This window comes from Sediminibacterium sp., from assembly GCF_051860225.1.
Lineage (GTDB): Bacteria > Bacteroidota > Bacteroidia > Chitinophagales > Chitinophagaceae > Sediminibacterium.
Genome location: NZ_JBHYEI010000001.1, coordinates 584,806 through 597,814 on the forward strand (window position 1 = coordinate 584,806; position 13,009 = coordinate 597,814).

12 protein-coding genes and 1 tRNA gene are annotated in these 13,009 nt (G+C 34.8%); 10 read left to right on the top strand and 3 right to left on the bottom strand.

All coding sequences use genetic code 11. The features are described from left to right. Positions 1 to 9: 9 nt before the first annotated feature. Together hflX and ACTIEI_RS02455 are read left to right on the top strand one after the other, a co-directional pair. On the top strand, positions 10 to 1,197 hold the full coding sequence (gene hflX, locus ACTIEI_RS02450; RefSeq protein ID WP_439504690.1) for a GTPase HflX: 1,188 nt from the start codon (positions 10 to 12) through the stop codon (positions 1,195 to 1,197). After that, positions 1,198 to 1,548, top strand: a complete 351-nt coding sequence (locus ACTIEI_RS02455) for a Rieske (2Fe-2S) protein (RefSeq protein WP_439504691.1) — start codon at positions 1,198 to 1,200, stop codon at positions 1,546 to 1,548. It abuts the gene before it with no gap. On the opposite strand, the gene ACTIEI_RS02460 is transcribed toward ACTIEI_RS02455, so the two are convergent. Together ACTIEI_RS02460 and ACTIEI_RS02465 are read right to left on the bottom strand one after the other, a co-directional pair. Beyond that, positions 1,545 to 2,306 (bottom strand): LytR/AlgR family response regulator transcription factor, encoded by a 762-nt coding sequence (locus ACTIEI_RS02460; RefSeq protein WP_439504692.1) that lies wholly within the window; start codon positions 2,304 to 2,306, stop codon positions 1,545 to 1,547. The two genes, ACTIEI_RS02455 and ACTIEI_RS02460, sit on opposite strands and share 4 nt — an antisense overlap. A 233-nt stretch (positions 2,307 to 2,539) precedes the next feature. Then, the gene (locus ACTIEI_RS02465) at positions 2,540 to 4,423 is read right to left on the bottom strand and encodes a tetratricopeptide repeat-containing sensor histidine kinase (protein WP_439504693.1); all 1,884 of its coding nucleotides are present in this window, start codon (positions 4,421 to 4,423) and stop codon (positions 2,540 to 2,542) included. A gap of 177 nt (positions 4,424 to 4,600) precedes the next feature. Between ACTIEI_RS02465 and ACTIEI_RS02470 the strand changes: the two genes are divergently transcribed. From ACTIEI_RS02470 to ACTIEI_RS02505, 8 genes are all read left to right on the top strand, one after another. Continuing rightward, a tRNA-Asn gene (locus tag ACTIEI_RS02470) sits at positions 4,601 to 4,674 on the top strand. Positions 4,675 to 4,839: 165 nt separating this feature from the next. Continuing rightward, entirely contained in the window at positions 4,840 to 5,367 is a 528-nt protein-coding gene (locus ACTIEI_RS02475; RefSeq protein WP_439504694.1) for an RBBP9/YdeN family alpha/beta hydrolase, read from the top strand. A gap of 136 nt (positions 5,368 to 5,503) precedes the next feature. Continuing rightward, positions 5,504 to 5,863, top strand: coding sequence for a hypothetical protein (locus tag ACTIEI_RS02480; protein WP_439504695.1), 360 nt, complete (start codon positions 5,504 to 5,506; stop codon positions 5,861 to 5,863). 19 nt (positions 5,864 to 5,882) lie between these two features. Then, complete coding sequence (locus tag ACTIEI_RS02485) at positions 5,883 to 6,455, top strand: GNAT family N-acetyltransferase (protein WP_439504696.1); 573 nt, start codon at positions 5,883 to 5,885, stop codon at positions 6,453 to 6,455. A 152-nt stretch (positions 6,456 to 6,607) separates the two neighbouring features. Then, a complete protein-coding gene (locus tag ACTIEI_RS02490; protein ID WP_439504697.1) occupies positions 6,608 to 6,988 on the top strand; it encodes a putative quinol monooxygenase in 381 nt (126 codons plus the stop codon). Positions 6,989 to 7,227: 239 nt separating this feature from the next. Beyond that, positions 7,228 to 7,800, top strand: a complete 573-nt coding sequence (locus ACTIEI_RS02495; RefSeq protein WP_439504698.1) for an RbsD/FucU domain-containing protein — start codon at positions 7,228 to 7,230, stop codon at positions 7,798 to 7,800. Continuing rightward, positions 7,797 to 10,439 (top strand): GH116 family glycosyl-hydrolase, encoded by a 2,643-nt coding sequence (locus ACTIEI_RS02500; RefSeq protein WP_439504699.1) that lies wholly within the window; start codon positions 7,797 to 7,799, stop codon positions 10,437 to 10,439. The genes ACTIEI_RS02495 and ACTIEI_RS02500 overlap by 4 nt, the downstream gene beginning before the upstream one ends. Positions 10,440 to 10,462: 23 nt before the next feature. Continuing rightward, on the top strand, positions 10,463 to 12,448 hold the full coding sequence (locus ACTIEI_RS02505) for a hypothetical protein (RefSeq protein WP_439504700.1): 1,986 nt from the start codon (positions 10,463 to 10,465) through the stop codon (positions 12,446 to 12,448). Between the two features lie 33 nt (positions 12,449 to 12,481). Here ACTIEI_RS02505 and ACTIEI_RS02510 read toward each other — a convergent pair whose 3' ends face one another. Next, positions 12,482 to 12,988 (bottom strand): hypothetical protein, encoded by a 507-nt coding sequence (locus ACTIEI_RS02510; RefSeq protein WP_439504701.1) that lies wholly within the window; start codon positions 12,986 to 12,988, stop codon positions 12,482 to 12,484. Between the last annotated feature and the right edge of the window lie 21 nt (positions 12,989 to 13,009).

Genomic DNA, 13,009 nt, shown 5'->3' on the forward strand with positions numbered 1-13,009 from the left:
ATTATTCATTTGATAGAGAAAAAACAACTCATCTCCATTGAGGAGAAAGCAGTACTAGTTGGTGTAATCTTAAAGGATCAGACCAACGAGCAGGCAGAAGAGTACCTAGACGAATTAGCATTTTTATCTGAAACTGCTGGTGCGATTGCAGTAAAACGCTTTACACAGAAGCTGGCTCATCCGGATAGTAGAACCTTTGTAGGAAAAGGTAAGCTAGAGGAAATCAAACAATATGTAAACGGTAAAAATATTACCCTTGTCATATTCGATGATGAATTAACTGGTTCTCAAATCTCCAATATTGAGAAGGAGTTAAATGTTAAAACCATTGACCGAAGCGATTTAATCCTAGACATATTTGCCCGAAGAGCTAGAACAGCGCAAGCTAAAGTGCAAGTAGAATTAGCTCAATATCAATATTTGTTGCCTAGGTTAAAGGGAATGTGGAAACACTTAGAAAGACAAGGAGGAGGTATTGGTACTAGGGGACCAGGTGAAACTGAAATTGAAACAGATAGACGTATTGTAAAAGATAAAATTTCTTTACTTCGTAAACGTTTGAGTGAGATTGACAAACAGTCTTTTACTCAACGCAAAGAACGTGGTGAATTTATTCGAGTTGCATTAGTAGGCTATACCAACGTTGGTAAAAGCACGTTAATGACTGTTTTAAGCAAAAGCGAAGTATTTGCTGAAAATAAGTTATTTGCAACCCTTGATACTACTACACGAAAAGTGGTTTTTGAGAATACTCCTTTCTTGCTAAGTGATACAGTAGGCTTTATTCGGAAATTACCTCATCATCTGGTTGAAAGCTTTAAAAGCACATTAGATGAAGTGAGAGAAGCTGATATATTATTACATGTTGTAGATGTTTCTCATCCTCAGTACGAAGAACAAATTGGGGTAGTCAATAAAACCTTACAAGAGTTAAAAGCTTTTGAAAAGCCCATGCTCACTATTTTTAATAAAATGGATTTGTATGTGCAGAAGAATTTTGACGAATGGCTCGAAGATTCCGTTAAAGAAGAAATCTTAAGAGATCTAAAAGACAAGTGGGATTTAGCTACTAATGGGAATTGTGTGTTTGTGTCTGCAACTGAAAAACAAAATTTAGACGCCCTTAGAGACATTATACTAGAGAAGGTAAGAGAAATGTATAGCATTCGCTATCCTTACAAAACAATGCTTTATTAATTGGAAGAAGCATCATTCAATTGGATTAAGGTTGCTGATTATGCCAGCGAACTTGTTTGGCAAAGCAATCAGATGTGCATAGTAGAAGCAGATGGAAAAAAAATCACATTGGCTTTAAAAGATGAACAGATTTTTGCCTTTGCCCATAAATGTCCGCATGCAAGTGGGATTATGGCTGATGGATTTATTGACCTTGCTGGGAACGTAGTTTGCCCGCTTCATCGGTATCGCTTCTCTATTCAAAATGGCCGAAACACAAGCGGTGAGGGATATTTCTTAAGGACTTATCCAGTGAAAAATTCCGAAGAAGGAGTTTTTATAGGGTTTAAAAAAAGCTTTCTTGGATTTTAGCTGATTCGTTGTTTTAGAAAATGTAGAAAATCTTGTTTTCGATCACGTGCAATAGCTATTTCAGTTTGTTGTTGTAAAATAGCAGTATGGTTATCAGCAGAAATACTTGTAATAAAAATAGTATTGATTAAATAGCTCCTGTGAACTCGAAAAAAACCTTCTTTATCGGATAATTGTTGCTCATAGTCTTTAATATTTTTACTAGCTAGAATTTTAGTTCCATCTTTTAAATAAAAATTGACATAACTACCCTCGGCCTTTAAATAAACAATATCAGATAATTCTAAAAACAAACTTCCTTCACTGAGTGGAACTACTATTTTATTAATCTTCTTTTCGTTAAGATTGCTTTGTAAAGTTTCTATTCTCTCTTTTATTAAAGAGTTGGTTCTGATTTTTTTAAACTTAGCGATTGAATTTACCAATTGGTCAATCTGAATTGGTTTTAATAAATAATCTATTGCACTTACCTGAAAAGCTTTTAAGGCAAATTCACTATAGGCGGTAGTAAATATGATTTCAAAATTTACTTCTTCAAAAAATTCTAATAATTGAAAGCCATTGTAACCAGGCATTTCAATATCTAAGAATACCAATTCCGGTTCATATTTTTTGATTGCTTTTACAGCTTGAGGAACATCTTCAACAATAGCAACAAGCGAAATTTCTGGGCAATACTCTGTAATAAAATTTTCTAATATTCTCCTTGCCCTCCCTTCATCATCTACAATTATTGCTTTGATTTTTGATTCTTCCATATCATATAAATATAAAAAAGCAGACTGGTAAAAACAGGAATTTGTTCTGATAATTAAAATAAGCAGATTGGTGGATAGTGATTAATGCCCCCCATTACCACTATCCAAACCAATATCTGCTATTACTTTATACCAACTGATGGAAATAAAATTGATTACACAAACTTCGATAATGGACAAATGAACTACAAAACCGATTTGTAAATAGTAATTTTTAGTTTTTAAATAGCTTTTTAAGCTAAAAGTTCTGTTTGAATGGTGGCTATTCTTAAAGTAACCCTTGTTCCAACTGCTTGTTCAAAAGAATCTTTTAAATCCGCATATTCTACAACAATAGAATTTTCTTTTCCTTTATTTAAAAGCTCTAGGCGCTTTTGAGTAGCTCCAGTTGAAAAACTAGTATGCTTTTTTACTCTCATTTCATTTATTTCGGCTGACCTAATTCTTCCAACACCATTATCTTCAATGATACAGTTAATGATTGATTGATCAATTGAATCAATATTAAATTGAATGGACACATTTTTTGATCCTTGTTTATGAAGTAACCCATGCTTTATTGCATTTTCAACATAGGGTTGTATAAGCATTGCTGGTAGCTTATAGTTTTTATCGAGTATCTCTTTTGATACCGCTATATCATAATTAAAATGATCTTCAAACCTTAGTTTTTCTAATTCTAGATATAATTCAAGCGTTTTTACTTCCTCTTCAAGCGTGATACTTTCTTTATCACTCATATCTAAAGTACTTCGTACTAAATCGGCGTACTTTCCCATGAATTGATTCGCTTTTTTCTTGTCATTTAAAATAATAAACTCTTGAATACTGTTTAAAGCATTAAATATAAAGTGTGGATTCATTTGACTTTTTAGTGCAGTGAGTTCCATTCTAGTTTTATCTTTTTCGAATTCAACAGAAGTAACTTTTGCCGCTAACAATTTATTCTGTTGCTGTATCCGAAAACGAGTGAAAAATAAAAAACTTGTAAATGAACCTATAAGGAGTAGCCCAACTATTCCTAATATTAAATAGTTTTTTTGCTTATTTTCTAAGGCTTTTACCTGATTTTCTTTTTTTAGTAAAGAAATAGTTTGTTCCTTTTTCTCCGTTTGGTATTGGGTATTTAATTCAAAAATGGTTTTATCTTTCTCTAAATTATAAATACTATCTTTCAAAGAATGATATTGAAGTGCATTGCTGTAAGCATTATAATAATCATTTAAATTAGCGTATACTTTATGCAAAAATTCATAGGACTCTATTGCATTGTTAGCGTCTTTATTTTCCCTTGCAATACTAACTGCCTTTTGTAAATATTTTATGCCTTTTTCTTTTTGGTTAATAGCTATATAATTTTTCCCGAGGCTTTTATAAACGCTTGCTTTTAAAAAATCATACCCCATTTTATTAACGATAATATCCGCTTTTTCGAGAACTTGAATTGCTTTATTGTGCTTATTCAACTCATAATATTCACTTCCTAAGTTAGACAAAGTGATAGCAATACCAAATGTGATATCTTCTAATGTACAGATCTCATAAACCTGTTCATAATAAAAGGCAGCAGTATCGTGCATTTTAATACTTGCATAAGCTGTTGCCATATTCGTCAAGATTGCAGCACGTTTTTGTGTTAAAGAATCTCCTCTACTAAGTAATAAGCTGTTACATTCCTTAAATAATTGTATTGATTCAGCAGTTTTATTAAGACGATTATATACGTTAGCTAAATTACTTTTACCAATAATGATATTATCTAAATCCTTGCGTTTTTCAGCAAGCTTCAAAGCTTTAATATAATAATTGATTGCTTGAACATAAGCGGAACGCTGGTAATAATAATTACCAATACTATTCAGTGACCTAATTTTGCCTAATTCATACTTTATTTTACTGGAAATGGCTTCAGCTTCTAAAGCCATTTTAAGTACTGAACTATCAGCAGAAAAAACTGCATTAACACAAGCATCTATTAATAATTCTACGCGAAAACTATCTTGTTGAGGATGATTTTTGAGTTTGATTAAAAAACTGTCTTTTTGCGCTTCTGCTTGAATTGTTGAAATGATTAATATTATTATACATAATATTTTGATGAGCATTCCTTTGAACATAGGGGGTTAATTTATATGAAAGCATGATACAAAAATCAACTTCCCCTGTAAAAATGAGTTTTTGAGGGGTCATTTTGGCTTTGTAAGTTATAGATTGTGCCTTTTTACTAAGTTTTTTCTGGATTTTTTTTGAAAGTATAGATAATCCCCTATTTTTGCAACCCCGAAAGGGGAAATTCCTCCTTAGCTCAGTTGGTTAGAGCATCTGACTGTTAATCAGAGGGTCTCAGGTTCAAGTCCTGAAGGGGGAGCGAAACTAGACAAGCCATCAGCAATGATGGCTTTTTCTTTGTCTATCAATGCGTTAGGCTAGTTGCATCTTTTGGTTTTTAGAAGCTTGTATTTTTCGAAAGCTACAACTCAATATCTTTATTATTAGAGATGGATTTCAAATAAATCAATTCACCTACTTAAATATGACAAACTATTTAATTGTTCCTGGTCTGGGGAATTCTGGTCCAGAACATTGGCAAACTTATTTCCAAAACTCCGCTCCCAATTTTTTCCGAATTCAACAGGCCGATTGGGATACCCCAACCTGTGAAGATTGGATTCAAAATATAGATAATATGGTAACCTCGTATGACTTATCATCTGTTGTTTTAATTGGACATAGTTTAGGATGTTCAACTATTGCACATTGGTCTGCCAAGTATAAAAGAAATATTAAAGGGGCATTGCTAGTAGCTCCGAGTGACCTTGAAGCAACAAATTATACTTTCCCGACAAAAGGATTTTCACCTATTCCACTTGATAAATTAAATTTCAATTCTATTGTTGTAGCTAGTTCAAATGATATTTGGGTTTCTTTAGAGAGAGCAAAATATTTTGCAGAAAATTGGGGCAGTGAATTTATTAACATTGGCGATGCCGGGCACATAAATACATCTTCTGGGTATACGAATTGGGAAGAGGGATTAACGATTTTGAAAAAATTGGGATAGTTCAACCCTTCAGTTTCCTAATAGTAACATACTCAATCATTACATTATAGCTGCATCTTTCGTGTGTGAGGGGAGCATAAAATACTAAGCAATCAGTCAGTTATGGGAAATGCTTATTTTAGTTTTTCCATAATTTATGAAAAACCTGAAAAACAGAATGATTAACTACAATCATAAGTCATTTCGACCTATTCAAAATACAGATAACGGGGAAACATCCTCAGAAACCCTGTTTTATTACAAACAAGAGGGTAATATTGTTTCTGCTGAATATAAAGGAGGTAAAATAATTTACGGTCATCTAATCGGGCTTGTTAATGAAGAGGGATGTATTGAAATATGCTATCATCAAATCAATATCAATAACGAAATGATGACCGGCAAGTGTTTTTCAAAACCCGAAATATTAGTTAATGGTAAAATTCGTTTACACGAAACTTGGCAATGGACTTCAGGTGATTTTTCATCCGGCACTTCAATAATTGAAGAGATTTAACTCATTAATTTCCTTGTATATGAATACTACAAAAATTGAAATAACAAGAGTTTCAAGCCCAAGCGAAATAATTGGCATCAGAGATTTACAAGCATTGAATTTAAAGCAGAATATAACTTCTGAAGAAGCCATTGACCAGGGTTTCCTTACTGCCGCCTTTACGATCAAATATTTGCAGGAAATGAATGCAGTTTCTCCTTCCATCATTGCAAAAGTTGGCGACAAAGTGGTTGGTTATGCCTTGGTTGCAACAAAAGATATTAGAAATGGGCACGACCTTGTTGAAGGCCTTTTTGACGCCATTGATGAATCTGAATACAATGGAAAACTTCTAAGGGATGTTAACTATGTAGTTGTTGGGCAATTGTGTGTAGCAAAAGAATACAGAGGACAAGACCTAGTGCAAAAACTATATGGACATTTCAGAGATTGTCTTTCGAAAGAATTTACTTACCTCATCACGGATATTGCACAAGCAAATGCTCGTTCTCTTAAAGCGCACAAGAAAAGAGGATTTCAAGTCATCAATGAATTGATGTATGGTGGTTCTGCATGGGATATTGTTTTGTGGGATTGGAATTCAGCAGGTTAGCATCTTTATTGACAAACTCACGTGTTATAAACTGTCTATCATAAATACGACTAAATTAGCTCAGCGTAAATCTGGAACGCATCAAAATTGTAGCACCGGGTGAACCTTTCATCTTAAAAAGGTTATAATTTTAAAGTGTAACCTTTTTTACTATGAAACAAATGATACTCTCTACATTATTTTTAGGTCTATTGATCCTGATTAATACTCATTCAAATGCACAAGACAAAAATAAAATGTACAGAATTGCGAAAATCAAGGTAGATGCTAGTCAATTAGACAAATATACATTTGCATTAAAAGAGCAGATGAATGCTGCAATTAAATTAGAATCAGGTGTATTATCTTATACTGCAGTTGCTGATAAAAAAGATCCCACATTAATCACGATTTTAGAAGTTTATGCAAATCTTGACGCATATCAATCTCATATCTTAACCCCACATTTTAAGAAATATAAGGAAACAGTTAAGGATATGGTTTTGTCTTTAGAGTTAACGGATGTGGATTTAGTTTCCGCTGCTACTAAATAATATAAAAGCTGAAGTATCTGTGTTAGATTATACGTTTCAGCACAAATAACAGGTTATGGTACAATAGAAATTAGAAAATCAATCTTTCCACAGTTATTTTTTTATACATGGGGAGCATACAAATCAAATACTAGGTACAAGTAAGTCAAAAACCGGAAGGGAGAAAACTTAAACGAAATATTACTTGTAAATTCAGTTAAAAAGGGGAATTTAATAATAGCACATTAATAACTGAAATCATGAGTAACAGCTTATCACTATTTATTATTTTGAGTGCATTATTATCTTGTTCTACCCCAGGTCAAGAAAAACATAATAGTGTTTCAAAGTCAGTAGTAAAGGATTGGAAATCTGAGGTCGAGGGCACATTAAATCTTTATGGGCATAGAAATTGGATCGTAATTTCAGACGGTGCCTACCCGCAACAAAGTAACCAATCAATTAAAACGATAAAGATTGATGCCGATCACATAGAAGCAGTTCAGTTTGTTTTGCAGTTAATTGAAAAAGCTAAACATGTTGATGCTAATATTATTATAGATAAAGAAATGGCCTTTATTCATGAAAAGGACGCTATTGGTATCGAATCCTATAAAACTAAACTTAATAAAATATTTCAAGGTAAGCCCGTAAAAAGTATGTTGCATGAAGATATCATTCAAGAAATAGATGCTTCTGCAAAACTGTTTAATGTGTTGGTCATAAAAACAGATATGGCATTACCCTACACTTCTGTTTTCTTTCAGTTAGAATGCGGTTATTGGAATGCAGAAGCCGAAAAAGACTTAAGAGCAAAACTAATTACAAAATGAAACAAAGAAATTCTTGGTATCCAATCCAAATCCTGTCAACCATTTTCTTGAACATAGTATTGATTTTACCAGTTTTTTTAAAAGCCCAGCAGAAACAGTTAAGTGAAAGCATACCTATTTTGAAAAAATATGATAAGGAGCATCTTTATCGTATTGCAATGCCAATTGGTGGCATTGGTACTGGAACAGTATCGCTGGGGGGAAGTGGAGAATTCAGGGACTGGGAAATCATGAATGTTCCCGCCAAAAATTATAGTACTGTAACCACTGGTAATGACGCTCCGTTTTTTTCTATCTACTCCAAGAAAAAAAATGAAACTCCCAAGTCAAAGGCTCTTTTAGGACCAATACATTTTGCTGACTATCAACATTACGAAGGTCGTTCTGTAAATCATCACGGATTACCTAGGTTCAGAAATGCTTCATTTGAATCTACTTATCCTTTTGGTATGGTAGCTTTATCTGATAGCACCATGCCCGTTAAAATTAAACTAGTTGGCTATAACCCTTTTATACCTGGAAATGCCGATGCTTCTGGAATTCCTATTGCTATAATAAAATACGAAGTGGAGAACATCAGCGATGAAGCCATTGATATATCAATTGCTGGAAACATCAGGAATTTTATAGGTAAAGACGGTAGTGAACATACTTCGGATTGGAAAGGTGATTATATTCCAATTGGAGCAAAAGAAAACAAAAATCTTTATCGCACTGGTAAGCAATTTTCGGGTGTTTATATGTATTCAGATGGAGTTGATAAAGCATCTCCTGCTTGGGGAACAATGGCGCTTACTACCCCTATTGAAGAAAACGGAAAAATTACCTACAGAACAAGTTCTGCGCAAAATGATTGGGGAAATGCTTTGCTTGACTTTTGGGATGATTTCTCTGCAGATGGAATGCTTACGGAAAAAATGAAACTGATTGATCATGACCCGATGGCTTCATTGGCTGTTTCAAAGACAATCAAAGCTGGTGAGAAAAAAACATTCACCTTTTATTTAACATGGCATTTCCCTAACCGATTTGCATGGTCAAAATCAAAAGTGGGAAACTACTATACAACACAATATGCAGATGCCTGGAATGTAATGGAAAAAGAAATTGATCGATTACCCACTTTAACACAGAAAACAATTGATTTTGTAAACTCTTTTATGAGTAGCAGCTATCCTGATGTAATCAAAGAAGCTTCTTTATTCAATTTAAGCACACTCCGTTCACAAACAGTATTTCGCACTGAAGACGGAAAAATGTTTGGATGGGAAGGAGTGATGGACAGATTTGGTTCCTGCAAGGGTTCGTGTACGCATGTTTGGAATTACGAACAAGCCACACCTTATCTGTTTAATAGTTTAGCCAAAACAATGCGTGTGGTTGAATTTGATTATGCCATGAAAGAAAGCGGGCATATGGGTTTTAGAACCAATCTTCCATTGGTAGCATCTTCTTCTGGAATTAATGTAGCAGCTGCAGATGGGCAAATGGGAACCATCATGAAATTTTACCGTGAATGGCAGCTTTCTGGTGATAAGGACTTTTTGACTAAACATTGGCCAAAAGTTAAAGCAGCTTTGTCTTATGCCTGGATTGAAAACGGTTGGGATGGAAATCAGGATGGAGTGATGGAAGGCGTTCAGCACAATACTATGGATGTTGAATATTTTGGTCCTAACCCTCAAATGCAACTTTGGTATCTCGGGGCATTAAGAGCAGGGGAAGAAATGGCGATTTATTTAAAAGATGAATCTTTTGCAAAAAAATGTAGGACACTATTTCAAAATGGTTCTAAGTGGACCGATGAAAACTTGTTTAATGGAGAATATTATATTCAAAAAATCCAAACGCCTGTAAGCAAAGCTTTCATCCCCAAAGGACAAATGGCAGGAATGGGTAGCAAGCAAATTGATAAGCCCGATTATCAGCTGTCCACAGGTTGTTTAGTGGATCAGTTAGTAGGGCAGTACATAGCCCATGTTTTAGGTCTGGGGTACTTAGTTAAAGAAGAAAATGTAAAGACCACTTTACAAAGCATCTTGAAATATAATAAGCGGGAAACGATGTTTGAGCATTTCAACAATATGCGCTCTTTTGCAATGGGAAATGAAAAAGCATTACTTATGGCCAGTTGGCCCAATGGGGGACGTCCTGCAATTCCTTTTCCTTACTGGTCTGAGGTAATGACTGGATTTGAATATACAGCGGCGATTGGTCTTTTGTATGAAGGAATGCAGCAAGAAGGACTTGATGTTATTAAAAATATTCGTGATCGCTACGATGGTCAAAAAAGAAATCCTTTTAATGAAGCAGAATGCGGACATCACTATGCAAGAGCAATGGCATCATGGTCAGGAATTATTCAACAGAGTGGTTTTAATTTTTCGGCTGTTGATCAATCCATCACATTCACTAATACACCTGGTAACTATTTTTGGTCAAATGGAAGTGCTTGGGGGATGTGTACTATCTTAAAGAAAGGCAAAGGTTATCAGGCAAATATTTCTGTAAAAAATGGAAGTTTAGAATTAAAAAAAATTATACTTGGAAAAAATTTGATTAAAGAACTTAAATCTAATGTCATTATAAAAGAAAATGAAAGCCTAATGTTTGAATGGCCAACAGGGACTCGAAATTGATGACATGCTTCGAACTTATGAATATGGTACGTAATTTTTTTTTTATTCTGCTTCTATCGATTACTTTTCCTGCTTTCTCTCAAGACGATCGCCGCTGGCGCATGAATTCAGACGGTTCAATTGAGTGGTTTATTGGCAATCATATTCCACACGACGATCATATTGAGATGAGCGGTAAGAAAATTTCTTGTGTACTTAGGTATGGTGTTGCTTCCGACAGCTCTTTCCACGCCAGTCGTAGCTTGGTCTGGCCTATGCTCAGAACTATTCCAAATAATACACACGCCAGTCTTACTCGCCGTTTTGCACAGGACGCTTTTGAAATGGTAACGGTAAACTATCGACCCATTACCGCTGAAAAAGTAACCAGCATTAGCCTGAACGGCATACTAACCGTTAACTCTAGCGTATCCAATACGCTTGAACTAACTAGACAATATTTTCCTTCAACAGATCTGCCTATTTATTGTGAAGTTTATCGGATCAAAAATATTTCAGGAAAAAAATGTGTAGTAGAAATTCCAAAGTCGAATAGCATTTATCAAACTGACCCTAAAATGGGAACGGAAGGTGCTTATGCTTTACAGGTTAACTGGTATAATGGAGGTTCTTATCAACTTCAACCCAATGAGTCTGTTAGCTTTTCCCTTATATATTCAGGTGCAAAATTAAATGAGCAAGCCCCGCAGATAGATGCGAATCATGAAATGACCAAGCGATTAACATTTGTGCAACAGGTATGGAATAATTTGGTTTTGGAAACTCCAGATACCGTTTTAAACAGAGAATTTGCATTTGCAAAAATAAGAGCAGCTGAAAGTATTTTTGAAACCAAGGGTGGCCCTATGCACGGGCCTGGAGGAGAATCTTATTATGCTGCTATCTGGGCAAACGATCAGGCAGAATACATTGGACCTTTCTTTCCTTTTCTGGGTTATGATTATGGCAATAAAGCTTCGCTCAATGCCTATCAGCATTTTGGAAAATTCATGAATCCTAGGTATCAACCTATACCAAGCTCTATTATAGCTGAAGGAACTGATATTTGGAATGGTGCCGGAGATCGTGGTGATGGAGCGATGATAGCGTATGGTGCGGCGCGTTATGCACTCGCGTGTGGTGATCAAAAACAAGCGGCACAGTTATGGTCTCTGATAGAATGGTGTCTTGAATATTGCAAACGAAAATTAAATGCAGCAGGTGTAGTAAGTTCAGATTCGGATGAGTTGGAAGGTAGACTTCCTGCGGGTAATGCCAATCTTTCTACTTCTACATTATACTATGATGCATTAATCTCTGCTGCTTATCTTGGCGAAAGTATCGGTAAAGAAAAAAGTCAATTGAAATTGTATCAGACCGAAGCTGCAAAATTAAAAATCGCCATTGAAAAATATTTCGGCGCTAAAATTGATGGATTTGACACCTACAAATATTATAAAGAAAACGACACCCTAAGGGCTTGGATTTGTGTTCCACTTACGATGGGTATTTACGATCGTAGTGCTGAAACCATTCGTGCATTGTTCTCGTCAAAATTGTGGACTAAGGATGGACTGGCCAGTATTGCAGGAGATAAAATATTTTGGGATAGATCAACACTGTATGCATTGCGAGGAGTACTGGCAGCGGGTGAAACCGATCAGGCACTACGTTTTCTACACTACTATTCAAATCGTCGTTTACTTGGCAATCATGTACCTTATCCAGTAGAAGCCTTTCCCGAAGGAAACCAACGACATCTTTCAGCTGAGAGCGGTTTATATTGTAGAATATTTACAGAAGGCTTATTTGGTATAAGACCAACGGGTTTACAAAGTTTTGATTGTACGCCGCGACTTCCCTCCATCTGGTCTAGTATGAATTTGAGAAAAATACATGCATTTGGTCATGATTTTGATATCATTGTACAACGCATAGAAGGAAAAATAAAAATAACGATTTCAGAAAATGGAAAAAAGCTGATAGAGCAACGCATTTCCGATGGAGAGACGTTAAGTGTTCGATTCTAGATTTGCCGCTCGTATACTTATTGACTTTATCAATTATACAAACAAAAGCACAAGAGTTAATATAATCCCTACAATCGTAAACATAATCCCTTTTTTAAAAATTTTTGTGCCAGGTGCAAACATCCAAAATGTAGAAATCACGAAGAACATCAATGAACAGCCGAAGAAAATGTTTAAATAAAACAGTGGATGTGTTGTATTTGCTTTGTGAAAATTATTCATTTTCCCTATTAAGTAAGGCAATTCCTTTACAGTGAACTTTGCAACGCCTGTTTGAATATCATAACTACCTTCTTTAAAAAAAAGTTGATTGTTTGAACTTTTAATAACTTTCAAATTCTTAATCTTTATGGCTTTCCCAAGCGCTTCTTCGTTTAAATTAGGCGCTACCCTTTCTACTTTTTGTATTGTATTCTTTAAAAAATCTGTATTTCTGAATATAAGTATAATGCCACTGATTGAATAGATGGCCATGATGCCTGCAAGAAAAAATCCTAGATATCGGTGATAAACACGCATTGACTTAGATACAGTAGCCATACATTTAACTTTCGGCGAAAC

Coding starts and splice junctions, on each gene's coding strand:
- ACTIEI_RS02465 (WP_439504693.1), bottom strand. CDS start 4,423: ATGTTCAAAGGAATGCTCATCAAAATATTATGTATAATAATATTAATC.
- ACTIEI_RS02480 (WP_439504695.1), top strand. CDS start 5,504: ATGAAAAACCTGAAAAACAGAATGATTAACTACAATCATAAGTCATTT.
- ACTIEI_RS02485 (WP_439504696.1), top strand. CDS start 5,883: ATGAATACTACAAAAATTGAAATAACAAGAGTTTCAAGCCCAAGCGAA.
- ACTIEI_RS02500 (WP_439504699.1), top strand. CDS start 7,797: ATGAAACAAAGAAATTCTTGGTATCCAATCCAAATCCTGTCAACCATT.
- ACTIEI_RS02475 (WP_439504694.1), top strand. CDS start 4,840: ATGACAAACTATTTAATTGTTCCTGGTCTGGGGAATTCTGGTCCAGAA.
- ACTIEI_RS02460 (WP_439504692.1), bottom strand. CDS start 2,306: ATGGAAGAATCAAAAATCAAAGCAATAATTGTAGATGATGAAGGGAGG.
- ACTIEI_RS02490 (WP_439504697.1), top strand. CDS start 6,608: ATGAAACAAATGATACTCTCTACATTATTTTTAGGTCTATTGATCCTG.
- ACTIEI_RS02510 (WP_439504701.1), bottom strand. CDS start 12,988: ATGGCTACTGTATCTAAGTCAATGCGTGTTTATCACCGATATCTAGGA.
- ACTIEI_RS02495 (WP_439504698.1), top strand. CDS start 7,228: ATGAGTAACAGCTTATCACTATTTATTATTTTGAGTGCATTATTATCT.
- ACTIEI_RS02505 (WP_439504700.1), top strand. CDS start 10,463: ATGGTACGTAATTTTTTTTTTATTCTGCTTCTATCGATTACTTTTCCT.